The sequence below is a fragment of the Corynebacterium minutissimum genome (genome assembly GCF_016889765.1).
Lineage (GTDB): Bacteria > Actinomycetota > Actinomycetes > Mycobacteriales > Mycobacteriaceae > Corynebacterium > Corynebacterium minutissimum_B.
The window spans coordinates 1,007,744-1,025,582 of sequence record NZ_CP069533.1 but is presented as its reverse complement, the minus strand read 5'-3'; the positions used below and the strand labels follow the sequence as shown (position 1 = coordinate 1,025,582).

Sequence of the window (17,839 nt, the reverse complement as noted above, 5' to 3'; positions counted from 1 at the left end):
CTAAAATATTGCGAAGGGAAAACACAGCAGGCGATGAGATTGCGATAGTTGGCACCATACTGTAATGCTGCTGTGAGATGGGATCCAAAGCGTCTTCCGCGTTGCTGTTTAAGGATTGCTCAGGCTAAAATCTGGGGGACAATTAATCTGTCTCTATCCTTCTCTTTCGCCTGCTGGGCACATTCTTTAGGAAAATACATGAAGCATTTTTATGAGGACTCTCCTCGCGAGGCCGTCCTCGAATCGGCGATCCACGTGGCGGCTGCCCATGGTGATGATGCCGTCACTGTGGAATCGGTGGCTAAGTATGCGAATCTGAAGCCCTCCGATGTCACCGCTGTATTTTCTAACCGTGAGGAGATCATCTCTGCCATCCCCGAGTATGTGTCTCAGCGCAAGGTGAACTTTCTCGAGGAAACCCTCAAGGCGGTCCCGAGCTGCGCAGATTTGTTTGACAAGCTCACCACCTTTACGGAGGCTTACTACGAGTATGCCGAGCGTGAGCCGGAACTTTTCCGCTATCTCTTTGAACAGAAGGCCTGCGTTCTCGACGATGAATGGCAGGCACTGTTGAAGGGCGGCCCGTCCCACAATGCGGCCTTAGATCTTGTTCATCAGAACATGGCTCTCATCGTGGACCATGCTGGACTTGAGATAGGCCCGGATGTGTGCCCGGAAACCCTGGCAAAACTTAGCGTGGCCAGCTGGGCAACCGTTCATGGTATGGCGCACTTGAGTGTTCTTGGCGTATTGCGTCACCAGCACTCGGTGGTTCGCCACTTTAATCTCCGTGAGGTGTGCAAGGCGCTCATCGGAACGCTGTTTCATTTCGCAGAGACCAGTGAGCTCCTCGACGTCAGCGACAGCATGTCTGTCTTCCGTGAGCGTATTTCCGCCTACGACCCAGGCCGCACAGCGCTACCGGAGCTCTCCACGATTGAAGATCTCACGGCACTGCCTACGGAGCAGGCCAGCGCTGCCGTCATGGAGCGCGCCATTCAGCTTGCGGGCAGGCAGGGCTTGCCGGCCGTGACCATTGAGAACGTTGCCGAATACTTTGGTGTGTCCGACGTTTTCGTGGCGTCCCTCGTGGACAATGATTTCGTGCTGCGGGAGCGCGTCGAACACGAAACCGACCAAGAACTTGAGGACATGACCCTCTACCTCTTGGACAGGCTGCCGGCGGATGCCAGTGCCAAGGATAAACTCCTGTGCATTGCCGTGGCCTACTTCCACTACGCCATGACCGCTCCGGACCGCTACAGTGCGTGTATCGGAGCGGCATCTGGCTCCGTGGTCCCGCTGAGTGAAGACGGCGAGGAAGACCAAACCCAGATGGGTGAGACCTTCGCACAGCTCATACGCTTTACCCGTGAAGCGCTGCGAGAAGCCGGCCTCGAACCCAAGGACCGCTTAGTCTACATCAAGAACTTCACCCTTTGGGCGGGCGCGGACGGCATGTGTCACCTAGCCTCCGTAGGCGAGTTCCGCTCCATTGACCTCGAGCAGAAGTGGTCGATCTACTACGCCGTGATCGGCATCGTCTTCGCCACCTTCGAGCACAGCCTCCGCGCCTAGCGCTCCTGCCGCGCCGCGTACTTTCTCCACGCAGTGCGCCCACGCGCCCACCGAGCGCCAACCACACCGCATCCCGCCCTCCTGCATATGCACCGAGGGCGCTTCGTGCTTTCTGCATCCGGCTGCATCCGGGTATGGCCATAGACCCTCTCACAAAGTTGAGCGAACCTATATCAACCTGCTCGGATGGAAAATCTCCATAAAAGATCGACTTGAGTGGAACAGACTCAAGTTCTTTGGCGTTATAGTCGGTGAAGCCACCTTCCCCGCTCAGGGCAGAACCACAATCACCTTGGTGCGAGGGAGGGCAATAAACACAAGGAGATACAAACATGAGTTCTTTTAACCCCACCACCAAGACGCAGGAGGCCCTGCAGCAGGCGCTGAAAGTCGCCTCCGCCAACGGCAACCCGGATATCCGCCCGGCACACCTTTTAGCAGCCATCCTCGAGCAAAAGGACGGCATTGCCGCCCCAGTTCTTAAGGCCACCGGCGTGGACCCGGACACGGTTCTTAAGGAGGCTCGCGAGCTTATTGATGCCCTGCCCAAGGCTGAGGGCGCTAATATGGCGAACCCGAACTTTAACCGCGACGCACTCAACGTACTTACCCGTGCCCAAGAGCTGGCCGGTGAGCTCGGTGATGAATACGTGTCCACCGAGGTGCTGCTCGCGGCCATTGCGGGCTCTAAGTCGGATGCGGCTGAGCTGTTGACCTCCCGTGGCGCAACCTATGACGCGCTTAAAGGCGCATTCCCGTCCGTGCGCGGTGCCGCCAAGGTGACCTCGGAGAACCCGGAGGATCAGTTCCAGGCACTAGAAAAGTACGCCACGGACCTTACTGCCCGTGCCCGCGAAGGAAAGATTGATCCCGTTATCGGCCGTGACCAGGAAATCCGCCGCGTGGTGCAGGTTCTTAGCCGCCGTACCAAGAACAACCCGGTGCTTATCGGTGAGCCCGGCGTGGGTAAAACCGCCATCGTCGAAGGCCTGGCTCGCCGCATCGTGGCCGGGGACGTCCCTGAGTCCCTCAAGGGCAAGACCCTCATCAGCCTGGACCTTGGCTCCATGGTTGCTGGTGCGAAGTACCGCGGTGAATTTGAGGAGCGCCTCAAGGCCGTGCTTGATGAGATTAAGGCCTCCGAGGGGCAAATCATCACCTTCATCGATGAGCTGCACACCATCGTCGGCGCCGGCGCTACCGGTGATGGCTCCATGGACGCCGGTAACATGATTAAGCCCATGCTAGCCCGCGGCGAGCTGCGCCTTGTCGGTGCCACGACCCTGGATGAATACCGCAAGTACATCGAAAAGGACGCCGCCCTCGAGCGCCGCTTCCAGCAGGTCTACGCCGCCGAGCCTTCCGTCGAAGACACCATCGGCATCCTGCGTGGACTCAAGGAGCGCTACGAGGTACACCACGGCGTGCGCATCATGGACTCCGCCTTGGTGTCCGCTGCGGAGCTGTCGAACCGCTACATCACCAACCGCTTCCTGCCGGACAAGGCCATCGACTTGGTCGATGAGGCCGGCTCCCGCCTGCGCATGGAGATTGACTCCTCCCCGCAGGAAATTGACGAGCTGGAGCGCATTGTCCGCCGCATGGAAATCGAAGAGCTGGCTCTCAAGAAGGAATCTGACGCCGCTTCCCAGGACCGCCTAGTGACCCTCCAGCAGGAGCTGGCGGACCAGCGTGAGAAGCTCGGCGAGCTCAAGGCCCGCTGGGCTAATGAGAAGAAGGCCATCGATGATGTCCAAAACATCAAGGAAGAACTCGATGACCTGCGCCGCCAGGCCGAAATTGCCGAGCGCGATGGTGACCTAGCACTGGCTTCTGAGATCAACTACGGCAAGATCCCGCCGCTGGAGAAGGAGCTCGCAGCCGCCGAGGAGAAGGCCACACAGCAGCGCAACACCATGCTCAGTGAGGAGGTCACCCCTGACACTATTGCGGAGGTTGTCTCCGCCTGGACGGGTATTCCTGCCGGCAAGATGCTGCAGGGAGAGACCGAGAAGCTGCTCAACATGGAATCTGTGCTGGGCAAGCGCGTTGTTGGCCAGAAGGAAGCCGTCACTGCGGTCTCGGATGCGGTGCGCCGCTCCCGTGCGGGAGTGGCTGACCCGAACCGCCCGACCGGATCCTTCCTTTTCCTAGGCCCCACCGGCGTGGGTAAGACGGAGCTGGCCAAGGCAGTGGCGGACTTCCTCTTCGATGATGAATCCGCCATGGTCCGCATCGATATGTCCGAGTACGGCGAGAAGCACTCTGTCTCCCGCCTCGTCGGTGCCCCTCCGGGATACGTTGGTCACGAGGCCGGCGGTCAGCTCACCGAAGCTGTGCGTCGCCGTCCGTACACGCTGGTGCTTTTCGACGAAGTCGAGAAGGCCCACCCCGATGTCTTCGACGTCCTCCTGCAGGTTCTCGACGAAGGCCGCTTGACGGATGGCCAGGGCCGCACGGTGGATTTCCGCAATACGGTCATCATCCTGACCTCCAACTTGGGTGCCGGCGGCACCCGTGAGGAAACTATGGCTGCGGTAAAGAAGGCCTTCAAGCCCGAATTCATCAACCGCCTTGATGACGTGGTCATGTTCGAGCCCCTCTCCGAGGAACTCCTGCGTGGCATCGTGGACATCCAGCTGCGCGGCCTGGCTGAGCGCCTCGCCTCCCGCCGCCTGACCCTGCAGGTCTCGGACTCTGCGAAGTCCTGGCTCGCGGACCGCGGCTATGACCCGGCCTACGGTGCCCGCCCGCTGCGCCGCACCATTCAGCAGGCCATCGGTGACCAGCTGGCGAAGAACTTGCTGGCCGGTGACATCGTTGACGGCGATACCGTCCAAGTCGACGTAGCCGATGGTGGCGAGCGCCTCGACCTCACCGCCCGCAGCTAAGCTGAGCCTTCTCCGCACGGCGCGCGCCAACCCGCTCATGCCCCTATCATCGGGGGCATGAGCATTTTGGTCTCCCCGCACGAGCTTCGTGACAAGATTTACCACGGCGACAAGACAACTATCCTTGCCTCTCTTTGGGCTCCTGGCGAAGGAGAGTCCTTCAATCAGTTCTCCTCCCTCCATGTCCCGACTGCCCAGTATGCGGACGCTGCCTCTGCCTTCGTGGGCCTGCCGGGCTCCAAGGTTGGCCGCAACCCACTGCCACTGGCGGAGAAGGTCCAGGAGTGGGTTGACCACTGGGGTCTGCGTGAGGGCTACGAGGTTGTCGTCTACGACGAGGGCCGTGGCCTCTTCGCGGGCCGCGCATGGTGGACGCTGCGTTGGGCGGGCGTGCAGAACGTCCGCATCCTTGATGGCGGCCTATCCAATTGGCGTGCTCAGGGCATGCCCACCCTCACCGGCCCGGGCAACCTGGGTATGACCTCAGACATCACCGTTCAGCCGGGCTCCATGCCCACGGTCACCATCGATGAGGTCAAGGAACATACGGGGCTGCTTCTCGACGCTCGCACGCGCAACCGCTTCGCCGGCCGTCGTGAGAACCTCGACCTTAAGGCCGGCCACATCCCGGGCGCGGTCAACCTGCCGGAGCGCCTCTTCCACACCGACGGTGTGACCGTGTGGCGCTCTAAGGAAGAAATCCTTGACATCTTGGGCGAACACGGCGTTACCAAGGAGAACACCGACGGTGCAATTATCTACTCCGGCTCCGGTAACCACTCCTCCCTGGCGATTGCACTTTTTGAGTACGTGGGCTTTACGGGCCTGCGGCACTTCGTGGGTGGTTGGTCTCAGTGGTCTGCGAACCCGAAGAACCCCGTCGAGCGCGGCGACCGCGACCACGTCTAAGCTCCCCGTCTCCGTCCTGAGCGATTAAGCTCAGCCAGTCGATTAAGCTCAGTCAGTAATGTCTTTCGTACTCTTACTCCTCGCCGCCGCCGCGCTCCTCGCGGGTTTGCTCCTGCTCTGGTGGGATCAGCGCCAGCGCGCCGAAACCTCGGCCGCTGACGCCACACCGTCCGCCGACGAACAGCTGCCTGAGCAGCCCACCTCGGAACCGGAACCGCAACCCGAACCGACACCTGAGCCTGAGTACGATCTCGCTCCCGAGCCGGAACCGATGCCTGAGTCACTGCCAGAAGCAAAGCCGGCAGCGGAACCAACCCCGGAAGTAATCTCAGAGCCAGAAACTGGCGCCGATACCATGACCGCGGAACCTGCCCCGGCACCGCGCTTTGCGGAGCGAGCCGAACGCGCCAAGCAGCTAGTACCCGGCAGCGCTCGGCGTGAGCGGAAAACCTTCGGCCACCAGCGTGGCTGGGAGTATGCCAAACACGATTCCTACCTTGCTGATGAGTGGACCCGTGGCGCTGCCGCCCGCGGCCAAGAACCGAAGGACATCATCGCTGGAACCGTTCTCGGCCATGAAACGCTGCTCTTCGATATGGGAGCTATTCCCATCATGGCTATGCGCACTGGCGCAGCCTCTGACATTGTGGTGGATTTCCGCCGCGTAGGGGAGACTGTGGACACTTTTTCCGATGACCTCGTCCACGTGTGCACGGAGGAAGGCTTTGACGTCTTCGCCTCTGAAGCCGGCGTGGGCCAGCGTCTTATCGATGACCGCGTCACCCGTGCCTTGCGCGCGCTGCCCGCTGTAGTCACTGCTGCGTGGATGGAAGGGGAGTGGGTACTTGCCCAAACCACCAAGCAGGCTCGTAGCACCGAGTGGGAAGAGATGCTCGAACCACTTGCGGTGCTGGCTGATACCGCACGCGTCCTCCCGCCGCGCTCCGAAGCTACCCAGGTGCTGCGCGTAGACGAGCTCGACCCGAGCCGTGACATTCCCGCACCTCCGCAGCCAGAGCCCACTGGCCCCACGGCCGTCCCTGACCGTGATGCCTCTGTCGGCGCTCCCAATATCCAGCGACCAACTGAACCTGTGGTCATGCCGAGCCGTACGACGAGTGAGGCACATGGCCCCATCGACCACACGAGCCTGGGCGCGGACGAGGTTGACGCCATCGCTGATGGTCGCGAACACCCCACCCACGAGCAGAACCAAGCTCGCTTGCCGCGCCGCTTCGATGGTGGCTCATCTATTTTCGACTAGTCAGCGCCATGAGTAGTTCGCTGCGAGCACTGCAGCCCGTGTAATGGTCTGCTACTTGGAAGAGGGTAGACTACAGGGCGGATTTTTAAAGGCTAGAGACAGCCACACACCGAAGGAGCGCGCGATGAGCCTGGATCAGCAGAAGAAGCAACGCCTAGCAGAACTGGTAAAGGAGCTGGCCGTCGTCCACGGTAAGGTCACGCTGTCCTCCGGCAAGGAGGCTGACTACTACGTTGATCTGCGCCGCGCTACCTTGCAGCACGAGGCATCCCGCCTCATCGGCTCCCTGTTGCGTGAGCTCACCGCCGACTGGGACTTCGCCGCTGCCGGCGGACTGACCATGGGTGCTGACCCAGTTGCGCTGTCCATCATGCATGCTGACGGTCGCGACATCGATGCTTTCGTCGTGCGCAAGGAAGCCAAGAAGCACGGTATGCAGCGCCAAATTGAGGGCTTCAACGTGGAGGGCCAGAAGGTACTCGTCGTGGAGGACACCACCACGACCGGTAACTCCCCGCTGACCGCCGTCAAGGCTTTGCGTAATGCAGGCGCTGAGGTCGTTGGTGTGGCCACCGTTGTGGACCGTGATACCGACGCCGGTGCAGCCATCGCCGCCGAAGGTTTGGAGTACCGCTACCTGCTGGGCCTTGAGGACCTCGACCTTGCCTAATTCCGGCGACACCGCTCACCACAACGAAACCACCGACGCCAAAGGCCCCACCGAGTGGAACGAAGGCCGCCACGGCGTCGGCCCCTGGGAAGGGCCGCTGCTCGAAGGACCAGAAGCGGATAAATACGACCCAGAGCTGCTGGCTGAAGGCGACCGCCGCAACGTCGTGGACGCCTACCGTTACTGGTCGCGCGAGGCCATCCGTGCGGACATCGATACCCGCCGCCATGCCCTCCACATCGCCATCGAGAACTTCGAGAACGACGCCAACATCGGTACGGTCGTGCGCACAGCCAACGCCTTTGCTGTCGACACCGTCCACATCGTGGGCCGCCGGCGCTGGAACCGCCGCGGCGCCATGGTCACTGATAGGTACCAGCACCTCATGCACCATGCCGACGTCAGTGAACTTATGGCTTGGGCCGCCGAGCAGGAGCTCACCGTCGTCGCCATCGACAACACCCCCGGGTGTGTGCCCCTCGAAACCGCAGAACTACCTGAGCGCTGTCTTCTCCTTTTTGGTCAAGAAGGCCCCGGTGTGAGCCAAGAGGCCCAAGACGCAGCGCTTATGACATGTTCCATCGCCCAATTTGGCTCCACGCGCAGCATCAATGCGGGCGTGGCCGCAGGTATTGCCATGCATGCGTGGATTCGACAGCACGCCGACTTATCAAAAGCATGGTGAGACCCCTCCCACTATGTTTACATGTGAGGTAACGAATTCACATCACAGAATGATGGGTTAGACGTGAAAGAAAAATGGGCACACCGTGCTGACCTCGCGGAGACAGCCATCAACGAGCGCCATGCGAGCGCTGTGTGGGGCTTGCCGCGTACCAACCTTGCAGTGGTGAGCTGGCCGCCCACCACCAAGGAATCACTCTTTGTCCATTGGCACTACTGGTGGCAGGCCCACTACCTGGATTGCCAGGTTGATGCCGCACTGCGCAAGAACACCAAGGTGCGCCGGACGCTTATTGCCAACACCATGCGTGGCATCCACGTGCGCAACCTGCGCGCGCTGACCAAGAACCGTTACTACGACGACAAAGCTTGGATGGCCCTCGCCATGGCCCGCGCCGGGGAGCTGAAGAAGTTGCGCCCGTACAAGAAACTCAGCGTCCTGCAGGGCAACATTCGCGCCGGTATCGACTCCCAGGTGGGAGTGCTGCCGTGGCGCGAAGGCGAGACCTTCCTCAACGTGCCGTCCAACGGCCCCGGGGCCATCATGCTTGCCCGCATGGGGCGTCTAGACGAAGCCCGCCACATCGTGGACTGGATCTACGACCACCTCATCGACGATGACGGATTCGTTATGGACGGCATCCGCATGCGCATGGACGGCCGCGAAGTTGTTCGCGCCATCCACCCCTACTGCCAAGGCGTTGTCCTCGGTGCTTGCCTGGAGATTGTCCTTGCCCTCCGCAAGAAGTCAGGACTGACTTCCTTGGAAACCATCGACACCATTTACGAGGCTGACTTGGCCAAAGACATGATGGATTACACCACCCGCATTCGCAGTCTTGTCCAAGCTGTGGCCACAGGCATGGCTACCCATACGGGTGTCATCGACTGGAAAACCGGAGACGGCGATGGCGGCCTGTTCAAGGGCATTCTCGTGCGCTACCTCGCAGATGTAGCCGTACGCCTTCCTGGCGATTCACCTGCCAATCGCGCCACGAAGAAACTGGCGGCACGCCTCGTCATTAGCTCCGCTGAGTCCGTGTGGGAGCACCGCCTCGAGGTCGACGGCCTGCCTATTTTTGGTTCCGACTGGACTGCGGACGCGAAACTGCCCCACAACTACGGATTCGGCCCGTCGAGTCTGGGCCAGAAGGTTGGCATCATCCGCGTGGCCGAGCGCGATTTGTCCGTTCAGTTGTCCGGTTGGATGCTACTGGAGGCCTGCGCCCGAATTTGGAAGTACAAGTCAGAATCCAAAAAGGTACAAAACTCCTAGTAGACCTGTATCACTGCGAACTGGGATCACCCCCTTAAGTGAGATCACACCGTATCGCACGGCGAAAACCAACATCGATAGGCATACTTGGGTGTTGGAACGTGTTGTTTCGCCGAACAGCGAGGTAGCACGGCTTACTGCACAGCAACTCCAAAGGATGGATCTTTATGCCAATCGCAACCCCTGAGGTCTATAACCAGATGCTCGATACCGCCAAGAAGGGCGGCTTCGCATTCCCAGCCATCAACTGCACCTCCTCCGAAACCATCAATGCAGCACTCCGCGGCTTCGCTGAGGCTGAGTCTGACGGCATCATCCAGTTCTCCACCGGCGGTGCCGAGTTCGGTTCCGGCCTGTCCGTGAAGAACAAGGTTGCCGGTGCAAGGGCACTCGCTGCCTTCGCTCACGAAGCAGCACAGCACTACGGCATCAACGTTGCGCTGCACACTGACCACTGCCAGAAGGAAGTTCTGGATGAGTACGTGCGCCCGCTCATCGCCCTCTCCCAGGAGCGCGTAGACCGCGGCGAGCTGCCGTTGTTCCAGTCCCACATGTGGGATGGCTCCGCTATCCCGATCGATGAGAACCTGGAAATCGCTCAGGAGCTGCTGGAGAAGGCTAAGAACGCCAACATCATTCTCGAGGTTGAGATTGGCGTTGTCGGTGGCGAAGAGGACGGCGTTCAGGCTAAGGCTGGCGCTAACCTCTACACCTCCCCGGAGGACTTCGAGAAGACCATCGATGCCCTCGGCACCGGTGAGAAGGGCCGCTACCTGCTGGCCGCTACCTTCGGCAACGTCCATGGCGTGTACAAGCCGGGCAACGTGAAGCTGCGTCCGGAGGTTCTGGATGAGGGCCAGAAGGTTGCCACCAAGAAGCTTGGCCTTGAGGACGGCGCCCAGCCGTTCGACTTTGTCTTCCACGGTGGCTCCGGCTCCGAGAAGGAGAAGATCGAGGAGGCTCTGCGTTACGGCGTTATCAAGATGAACGTTGACACCGATACCCAGTACGCCTTCACCAACCCGGTCGCTCGCCACATGTTCGCCAACTACGATGGCGTCTTCAAGATTGACGGCGAGGTTGGTAACAAGAAGGTCTACGACCCGCGTTCCTACATGAAGAAGGCAGAGCAGGCTATGGCTGACCGCGTGGTCGAGGCCTGCCAGGACCTGCACTCTGTGGGCAAGACCGTCTCTAAGTAACGGTTCGAGGGCGCTGTTGCTTGGCGACGTCCCCCTTTCGTCAAGACGCCCTATGCCAGCGCACGATCTGAGCACGATAGCTCCCGAATCCACCCGGTTCGGAAGGCTACCGTGCTCATTTTTGCATCTAGCCCCGGCCGCCCCAGTCAACGCCGACAGCTGAACGCGTAAGATACGGAAACCATGGGAGCGCAAGAGTCATCGACGAGTACCGTTAAGCGCGTTCGCAGGACTACCCGCGAGCAGCTGCGGCTAGTAGATAGGTCTTTAAAGTCACGCTTTACGCGCGTGCGCAACCGGCTGGTTTTCATGATCCAGTGCACCCTTGGCGCTGGCCTCGCGTTCTATGTAGCGCACGATTTCTTCGGCCACGAGCAGCCCTTCTTCGCCCCGATGGCCGTCATCATCATTCTGGGCCTATCTGGCAGCGACCGCATCAAACGTGCAGTCGACATGGCTATCGGCGGTGTCATCGGCGTTCTCGTGGGTACCTTGCTCGTAGATGCACTTGGCACTGGACCCATTCACATGACCATCATTATTGGTCTGGCGTTGATTATCGGTTCCCTCGTCACCGGCTCGCAGTTGGTGTCTAACCAGATTGTCATTGCCGCCATCCTCATTGCCACGATTTTGCCCCCAGCGGAGATGGGCGGAGTCTCCCGCGCGATTGACGCCATTATCGGTGCGGTTATTGGCCTGTCCATGATCATGCTTATTCCGAATTCGCCTCTGCGAGCAGGCCGAACCGAGGTGTCCAAGGTTTTAGGAATCACGTCATCGGTGCTTGTCGATGTGTCGAAAGGCCTCGAAGATAACGATCCGGATCGCATCCAGGAGGCACGTGATGCTGTACGCGGCACTCAGGATGACATAAACAACATGCTCAACGCTACGAAAGGTGGTGCGGAGACCGCACGCCTATCACCATTCCTGTGGGGCTCGCAGCGCAACGTCCGCTCCTTGGAGCGTATTCTCACTCCCGTCGATAACGTTGTCCGCGGCACCCGTGTGCTGTCCCGCCGTGCGCTCGTCCTGGCTGAAGATGATGATGAAGCAACCCCGGAGCAGATCGAGCTTATCGACGACATCTCGGACATCATGATGGAACTCTCGGAGCTCTATAGCCACCAATCCGCACGGGAACGCCGCGTGGATGAAGCCCACGCCATCCCCGACATCGTCCACCGCCTGCGCCTGCTAGCGGCACGCTGCTCTGTTGACATGGCGGGGGAGAAGCCGGTTCTATCCGCTTATGCGGTGCTGGCACAAACGCGCTCCATCATCGTGGACTTGCTCATGATTTGTGGCATGTCTCGCGAATCCGCGGTGGCGCAGCTAGTGCCCACGTCGAAGCACCCGGCCTACCCACCGGAGGTGCTGGAGGACGAAGATTAAGGATGACTAGGGCCGCACTATCTGCAGGTCGCGCAGGTGACGGTAGAACGTCACGCGTTTGGCCGGACGCGGTGCGCGGACACCATCGACGCTGACGCTCAGCGCTGGCCCGCCTGCCTGCACGGCTCTTCCCTGCACCACGCTATCGGGGTCGAGTTGCCCCGGCTGTGCTTGTTTGCGGAGCCGAGCGAATAGTCTCCGCCGTGGCTCAGCTTCCGCAGTAAAGCTCGATACCGCCTTTGCCGCCACGATGCCCGGCGCATCGGTCATGGGCACAAGGCGAGCGCCAAAGACGTGTGTCTCGCGGTCCGCGCGCAGGAGCACAGCATCATCGACGATAATCTCGCCTGTAATCTCCTCCTCTGACCATTCCGCAATGGTGGCCGAGCCCGCAACGGCCAGACCCGCATCATTTCGAATGAGCGGTACCGGCTTGACCGGCGCACTCAACGCAAATGAGAGAGCGTCTTCTGTGGAGGTTGGTAGTCCCCAATTCATCGCTGCCGTGGATGTCTCCTCCGTTGGCACGAAGCCCACCTCAGCCCACAGATAGTCCGCACGCATCATCCGGGTAAGCACGGCGCTCAGCGCCGCATCGCTTCCAATGACGACTACGCGCAACGGCTCGCGCAAGAATCGTGCTTGCGGCGCTGCGCCCGGTCGTCCTAAATGGTCCACGTCTGGCTGTGCAGCGATCTCATCGAGCGTTGGAGTCGGGTCCTCCGGCAGAATCTCCTTTGCTAGTGCATCAAGCTCTTTGAGCTCGGCGCGTGTCGGGATCTTGCTCATGGGCAGTCGCCGCACCTTAAGCCCTTGCTCTTCAGCGTGGGCAATGGGAGCGGAAGCGGTGACTGCGAACTGGCCGCCGCAGTCTAAAAGCGCACAGAACATACAAGGATCATAGAAGCCCCATCTGCAAACCTGTAATGGCGGGCAATTCACCAACCGAGAAACGGGGAGCCTTGCCCAATGTTGTAGTGCGCATCACAAGGGCTGGGTAGTCTGGCAGTCACACCCCACAAGGTTTCCTACATCGAAGAGTTCCAGCAGAGTCCTATCTACCCCTTGGAGGTTTCTCACTGTGTCTGCTCGCATGACTACTCTCGCACTCCTCTCCGCTACGGGCCTGGCGCTGAGCGCCTGTACTTTTGGCGGAGGCTCTGGTGACAAAGCCGAAGAACCCGCTTTCACCACAGCGGCGGCAATGACCCTGGCAGAGTCGAGCTCGGAAGCACCCACGACCTCGAGTACCGCATCCTCCAGCAGCTCGGCTTCATCCACCACGAGCGCCAAGTGTGGGGAAGGCACGAAGCTGGAGGACACCGAACTCGGCAAGGTGTTGGAGAACAAGGAAGCTTACGTGAAGGGCTCCACCGAGAAATTCGAGGACCTCACCGTCGGTGAAGACGAGTATGACCCGTGCAAGTTCCTCAGCTACGTGGTGCTGGAGGGCAAGTTCGGTGGAGAATCCGTTAAAGTCCCTGCTTTCTTCGTCAATGGCAAAATCTATAGCGAGGATGCTCTTTACATCACATCCTCCTCGTTCGAGGTCAGCGAGGATGGCGAGGGCTACACCTATGAGTCCGAGACCGACGGTGACATTGTTGGTGTTGAAGGCAAAGTTTATAAGCGCCCAGGCACCGAAGCACCTATGATGGATGACTCTTTTGACGGTGTGAACTCTGATATCTTCTACCTTGACGTGAAGTCTGAACCCACCGAATCTGCGGACTTGGCTAAGGATGAAGAAGACCTCCGCGGCGAAGAGCTCTTCACTATCGCTGCCGATGGCTGGAACATGGTCTGCGGAATCGCTGAGGAGAATAACGCTATCGACTGTGCACATGGCGATGGCGGGGGTTGGGGCATTAAGGGCGGTAAGAGCCCAATGCCAGAAGGTATGGAATTTAACTTAGTGACCTTCCTGCCACTGGAGAACAGTACCGAATTCAGCCAGTATGACGACGAAATCCCAACCAATGGCAAGAAAATTGAGGGCAACGGACTCTACCGAATTGGCATCGGTGACATCGAGGCTCAAATTGCCGTTGTTGATGACAGCATTATCGTCAGTACCCCAGACAAGTCGAGGCTGATGTTCACCAACGACACTATCTATTTCGAAAACGAGGACTCAGACGGTGACGAGACAAACACCGAAAGCGTCTAGTTGGATCTTTGCTGAAGTTGCTGCGGATCGTGCCTCGTGCTGCCAGCACGCTAATTCTTGATGACCTTGTCACAAACTCACCACCACACAAGCAGGGCAGGTAAAGTAGGTGCGTATTTGACTTCAATAACTAGGAAGTGACACCAAAATGGCAGCGATCGTCATCGTCGGCGCCCAGTGGGGCGACGAAGGCAAGGGCAAGGCTACTGACATCCTCGGCGGCAAAGTCGATTACGTAGTTAAGCCTAACGGCGGTAACAATGCCGGCCACACCGTCGTGGTCGGCGGCGAGAAGTACGAGCTGAAGCTCCTTCCCGCCGGCATTCTTTCTGAAAACGCCACCCCGGTTCTGGGCAACGGCGTGGTGATTAACCTGGAGGCTCTCTTTGACGAGATTGATGGCCTCGAAGCCCGTGGCGCCAACGCGTCGCGCCTGCGCATCTCCGCCAACGCACACCTTGTAGCGCCGTACCACCAGACGCTTGACCGCGTGCAGGAGCGCTTCCTAGGCAAGCGCGCCATCGGCACCACCGGTCGCGGTATCGGTCCGGCGTATGCCGACAAGGTTGCGCGCATCGGCATCCGCGTGCAGGACATTTTCGATGAATCCATCCTGCGCCAGAAGGTCGAATCCGCGCTAGACATTAAAAACCAGATGCTGGTGAAGATGTACAACCGCAAGGCCATTGAGCCGGAGCAGGTTGTGGAGTACTTCCTGAGCTACCGCGACCGCCTGCGCCCGATGGTGATTGAGGCCGAGCTGGAGCTCAACCAGGCACTGGATGAGGGCAAGCACGTCCTCATGGAGGGCGGGCAGGCCACCATGCTGGACGTCGACCACGGCACCTACCCGTTCGTGACGTCATCGAATCCGACTGCGGGCGGTGCCTCTGTAGGTTCCGGCATTGGCCCGACGCGAATCACGACCTCCTTGGGCATCATCAAGGCCTACACCACCCGCGTGGGCGCTGGCCCGTTCCCGACCGAGCTTTTCGATAAGTGGGGCGAGTACCTACAGACCACCGGCGGCGAGATTGGCGTCAACACCGGCCGCAAGCGTCGTTGTGGTTGGTATGACTCCGTCATTGCTCGCTATGCCACCCGCGTCAATGGCTTCACGGATTACTTCCTTACCAAGCTGGATGTGCTCACTGGCATCGGTGAGATTCCCATCTGCGTAGCCTATGACGTCGACGGCAAGCGTTACGACGAGATGCCGCTGACCCAGTCTGAGTTCCACCACGCCGAGCCCATCTTTGAGACCATGCCGGCCTGGGATGAGGACATCACTGACTGCAAGACCTTTGAGGAGCTCCCGCAGAAGGCTCAGGATTACGTCCTGCGCCTAGAGGAGCTCTCCGGCTGCCGTATCTCCTACATTGGTGTGGGCCCTGGCCGCGATCAGACCATTGTGCGCCACGATGTCATGGAGGATCAGTAAGGACGAGGGGGACGTCGCCAAGCGGCACAGCGTCAAATGTGTGCGATAATTCGAGAATGACTACCGCAGGCGATAACGCAGGCCGCATCGGCACCCCGCTCACAGCAACCGCTACCAAGGTGCTGTTGCTAGGAGCGGGTGAGCTGGGCAAGCAGCTGGCAATGGCCTTCCAAAATTTAGGGCTCGAGGTTCACGCCGTGGACCGCTACGCAGGAGCACCCGCGCAGCAGCTCGCGCACTTTAGTTACATCGCAGACATCAGAGATCCGCAGAAGGTGTGGGAGCTTACTGAGCGAATCAAGCCGGACTACGTCGTCCCCGAGGTGGAGACAGTGGCGATCGAAGCCCTTGAGCGCGTGGAGGGAGAACTGGGGGCCACTGTGGTGCCCTCCGCGCGTGCGTGCGCGCTGACCCAATCGCGTGAGAGCGTGCGTGGCGTGGCTGAGAGTATCGGCTTGCCTGTGTCCGGCTATCGCTTCGCGGAGTCCCCTGAGGAGCTGCAGCAGGCGGTAGAGGAGTTGGGCCTGCCGTGCATCGTGAAGCCGGATATTACGACCTCCGGCAAGGGGCACGTCCTTCTTAAGGAAGAAGAGGACGTTGAGGAGGCCTGGTCCATGGTGCGCCACGTGTCCTCAGATGATAAGCGCGTGGTGGTGGAGCGCTTCGTGGACTTTGATTATGAGGTCACGCTCCTGGCGGTGCGCTCCATTGACCCGGCCACGGGCAAGATGGCCACGTGGTTTAGTGAGCCTATTGGTCACCGTCACGAAAAGGGTGACCTGGTGGAGTCCTGGCAGCCCATGGCGATGAGTGAGGATGCGCTGGCGAATGCACGTTCCGTGGCCGCGCGCATCTCCAATGAGTTGGGTGGACGTGGCGTGTACGGCGTAGAGCTCTTCGTGGCTGGCGATGACGTGTACTTCTCCTCCGTCTCGCCACGCCCGTTGGATACGGCGATGCTGACGGACTATACCCAGCGCTTCTCCGAGTTTGATTTGCACGTGCGCGCCATGTTGGGCCTTCCCATTGACGTCACGTTGGTCAGTCCCGGTGCTGCGGTCATTCTCCACGCGGATGCTGAGCTTGACGACGTCTCGTATTCCGGCCTCGATGCTGCCATGGCTTATGAGGAGACGGACGTGCGTCTGTTTGGTAAGCCGTGGGCGTATTCGGGCCGCCGCATGGGGATGGTGGCTACGACTGCTGAGGAAGTTGAAACCGCCCGCGACCGAGCAGCGCTCGCCGCTGCCAAGATTAATGTCGTTTCAGCTCACAGTGCTGAGAATCAATCGGCCACCGAAGGGACTACGCCTTCCGACGCTTCTGTTCCTGATATTGAAGTCGTGGAGGTTGCTGAGCCAGTCGTGGATGTAGATCCGACGCTGCTTCGCTCCGCTGATGGCTGAGTTGTAGTAAAGCTTGTGGCCGGCGTAGCTGTCGTTATTTCTTTTGGCAGTAATGCTCGGTACTGGGATAGGGCTAGACGGAGGCCTCCTGCAGGCGGGCGATGTGCAGCGCAAGATAGGAGACCTCATCGGGGGTGAGGGTGTCATCGAGGCGCAGCTCAATGAGATTGGAGACAATCTGGGCCGTCTCGCCGGCATCGGGGTACCGGGCGGAAATGGCGGTGGCGACTTGGCGGTCGTCTGAATCGAGCTGTTTGTGCTCCGCCATGCGCACGAAGAGGTAGCGCAGGTGTGTGATAAAACGGGCGACGGAGATATCCTCACTTTTGAGCTCAGTGCCGTTGTGGGAGCCAATGACCGCCAGGATCTGCTGGATAAGGCCCGTCATGCGGTATGTACCCGACAAGTCGCCGACGGCGAAGCCGGCGTTAACCAGATGGAGAGTAATCGCAACGGCTTCATCGTGGTCTAGTGGCTTCTGGAGGCCATCGTTAATGGCGGTAAGAAGCTGTTGGGCGAGGGTGAAGTCCTCGGCATAAAGGTGGCGGACTTCTGCCTCTAGGGGGTAGGAAACGGTATGACCGCGGGAGACTGCGCCGTGGATGTGATCCGCCAGTGCAACGACGAGCGTGAGCTTGCTGCGCAGTGCTTCCGGCATGTCGACTGAATGCATAGCATCAATGACGAGTTGCACGTATTCGCCGGGAATACCGGCAATCATCGCGGCGAGGTGATCGGGGTCGCGGCCGGAATCGGGGACGAAGACCTTGACCACTTTGTTTGGGTCCACCGGGGTGCCGGGCTGGGCTTGGAAGCCGATACCGCGGCCGGTGACGATGACCTCCTCCTCACCGCGCCGTGCGAGCACGACGTTGTTGTTGAACACGCGCAAGAGTTGCACAAGGCACCTTTCTGTTGTGGGAGGAAGGCTGAAAAGCCTGCGACTGGTC

The 17,839-nt window shown here is 59.9% G+C and carries 14 protein-coding genes; 12 read left to right on the top strand and 2 right to left on the bottom strand.

Annotated elements, in window-relative coordinates; genetic code table 11:
- Window positions 1-198 precede the first annotated feature (198 nt).
- The 9 genes from I6J26_RS04750 to I6J26_RS04710 all read left to right on the top strand — a co-directional run bounded on the left by I6J26_RS04750 (window position 199) and on the right by I6J26_RS04710 (window position 11,872).
- Window positions 199-1,578, top strand: coding sequence for a TetR-like C-terminal domain-containing protein (locus tag I6J26_RS04750; RefSeq protein ID WP_115023767.1), 1,380 nt, complete (start codon window positions 199-201; stop codon window positions 1,576-1,578).
- A 332-nt stretch (window positions 1,579-1,910) separates the two neighbouring features.
- Window positions 1,911-4,469, top strand: a complete 2,559-nt coding sequence (gene clpB, locus I6J26_RS04745) for an ATP-dependent chaperone ClpB (protein WP_115023765.1) — start codon at window positions 1,911-1,913, stop codon at window positions 4,467-4,469.
- A 57-nt stretch (window positions 4,470-4,526) separates the two neighbouring features.
- Complete coding sequence (locus tag I6J26_RS04740; RefSeq protein WP_039672487.1) at window positions 4,527-5,378, top strand: sulfurtransferase; 852 nt, start codon at window positions 4,527-4,529, stop codon at window positions 5,376-5,378.
- Window positions 5,379-5,436: 58 nt separating this feature from the next.
- Complete coding sequence (locus I6J26_RS04735) at window positions 5,437-6,642, top strand: hypothetical protein (protein WP_115023763.1); 1,206 nt, start codon at window positions 5,437-5,439, stop codon at window positions 6,640-6,642.
- Window positions 6,643-6,766: 124 nt separating this feature from the next.
- Window positions 6,767-7,312: an orotate phosphoribosyltransferase gene (gene pyrE, locus I6J26_RS04730; protein WP_070673229.1), complete on the top strand. Its 546-nt coding sequence runs from the start codon at window positions 6,767-6,769 to the stop codon at window positions 7,310-7,312.
- Window positions 7,305-7,997 carry a TrmH family RNA methyltransferase gene (locus tag I6J26_RS04725; RefSeq protein WP_115023761.1) on the top strand — a complete coding sequence of 231 codons (693 nt, stop codon included), beginning with the start codon at window positions 7,305-7,307 and terminating at the stop codon, window positions 7,995-7,997. Before pyrE ends, I6J26_RS04725 begins: the two co-directional genes overlap by 8 nt.
- A gap of 63 nt (window positions 7,998-8,060) precedes the next feature.
- Window positions 8,061-9,272, top strand: a complete 1,212-nt coding sequence (locus I6J26_RS04720) for a glycoside hydrolase family 76 protein (protein WP_115023758.1) — start codon at window positions 8,061-8,063, stop codon at window positions 9,270-9,272.
- Window positions 9,273-9,439: 167 nt separating this feature from the next.
- Complete coding sequence (fbaA, locus tag I6J26_RS04715) at window positions 9,440-10,474, top strand: class II fructose-bisphosphate aldolase (RefSeq protein WP_115023757.1); 1,035 nt, start codon at window positions 9,440-9,442, stop codon at window positions 10,472-10,474.
- A gap of 183 nt (window positions 10,475-10,657) precedes the next feature.
- Window positions 10,658-11,872, top strand: a complete 1,215-nt coding sequence (locus I6J26_RS04710; protein ID WP_115023756.1) for an FUSC family protein — start codon at window positions 10,658-10,660, stop codon at window positions 11,870-11,872.
- Between the two features lie 6 nt (window positions 11,873-11,878).
- Here I6J26_RS04710 and I6J26_RS04705 read toward each other — a convergent pair whose 3' ends face one another.
- Entirely contained in the window at window positions 11,879-12,661 is a 783-nt protein-coding gene (locus tag I6J26_RS04705; protein WP_115024478.1) for a hypothetical protein, read from the bottom strand.
- Between the two features lie 304 nt (window positions 12,662-12,965).
- On the opposite strand from I6J26_RS04705, the gene I6J26_RS04700 reads away from it, so the two are divergent.
- From I6J26_RS04700 to purT, 3 genes are all read left to right on the top strand, one after another.
- Window positions 12,966-14,042 (top strand): hypothetical protein, encoded by a 1,077-nt coding sequence (locus tag I6J26_RS04700; RefSeq protein WP_239121832.1) that lies wholly within the window; start codon window positions 12,966-12,968, stop codon window positions 14,040-14,042.
- Between the two features lie 148 nt (window positions 14,043-14,190).
- On the top strand, window positions 14,191-15,483 hold the full coding sequence (locus tag I6J26_RS04695; protein ID WP_115023754.1) for an adenylosuccinate synthase: 1,293 nt from the start codon (window positions 14,191-14,193) through the stop codon (window positions 15,481-15,483).
- A gap of 56 nt (window positions 15,484-15,539) precedes the next feature.
- Entirely contained in the window at window positions 15,540-16,889 is a 1,350-nt protein-coding gene (gene purT / locus I6J26_RS04690) for a formate-dependent phosphoribosylglycinamide formyltransferase (protein ID WP_115023751.1), read from the top strand.
- Between the two features lie 73 nt (window positions 16,890-16,962).
- Here the strand turns inward: purT and I6J26_RS04685 are convergent, their stop codons facing one another.
- A complete protein-coding gene (locus tag I6J26_RS04685; protein ID WP_115023748.1) occupies window positions 16,963-17,790 on the bottom strand; it encodes a PRD domain-containing protein in 828 nt (275 codons plus the stop codon).
- Between the last annotated feature and the right edge of the window lie 49 nt (window positions 17,791-17,839).

Excerpts from the sequence above, each read along its gene's own strand:
- I6J26_RS04750 (WP_115023767.1), top strand. The coding sequence starts at position 199 with ATGAAGCATTTTTATGAGGACTCTCCTCGCGAGGCCGTCCTCGAATCG.
- clpB (WP_115023765.1), top strand. The coding sequence starts at position 1,911 with ATGAGTTCTTTTAACCCCACCACCAAGACGCAGGAGGCCCTGCAGCAG.
- I6J26_RS04740 (WP_039672487.1), top strand. The coding sequence starts at position 4,527 with ATGAGCATTTTGGTCTCCCCGCACGAGCTTCGTGACAAGATTTACCAC.
- I6J26_RS04735 (WP_115023763.1), top strand. The coding sequence starts at position 5,437 with ATGTCTTTCGTACTCTTACTCCTCGCCGCCGCCGCGCTCCTCGCGGGT.
- pyrE (WP_070673229.1), top strand. The coding sequence starts at position 6,767 with ATGAGCCTGGATCAGCAGAAGAAGCAACGCCTAGCAGAACTGGTAAAG.
- fbaA (WP_115023757.1), top strand. The coding sequence starts at position 9,440 with ATGCCAATCGCAACCCCTGAGGTCTATAACCAGATGCTCGATACCGCC.
- I6J26_RS04710 (WP_115023756.1), top strand. The coding sequence starts at position 10,658 with ATGGGAGCGCAAGAGTCATCGACGAGTACCGTTAAGCGCGTTCGCAGG.
- I6J26_RS04705 (WP_115024478.1), bottom strand. The coding sequence starts at position 12,661 with ATGAGCAAGATCCCGACACGCGCCGAGCTCAAAGAGCTTGATGCACTA.
- I6J26_RS04700 (WP_239121832.1), top strand. The coding sequence starts at position 12,966 with ATGACTACTCTCGCACTCCTCTCCGCTACGGGCCTGGCGCTGAGCGCC.
- I6J26_RS04695 (WP_115023754.1), top strand. The coding sequence starts at position 14,191 with ATGGCAGCGATCGTCATCGTCGGCGCCCAGTGGGGCGACGAAGGCAAG.
- purT (WP_115023751.1), top strand. The coding sequence starts at position 15,540 with ATGACTACCGCAGGCGATAACGCAGGCCGCATCGGCACCCCGCTCACA.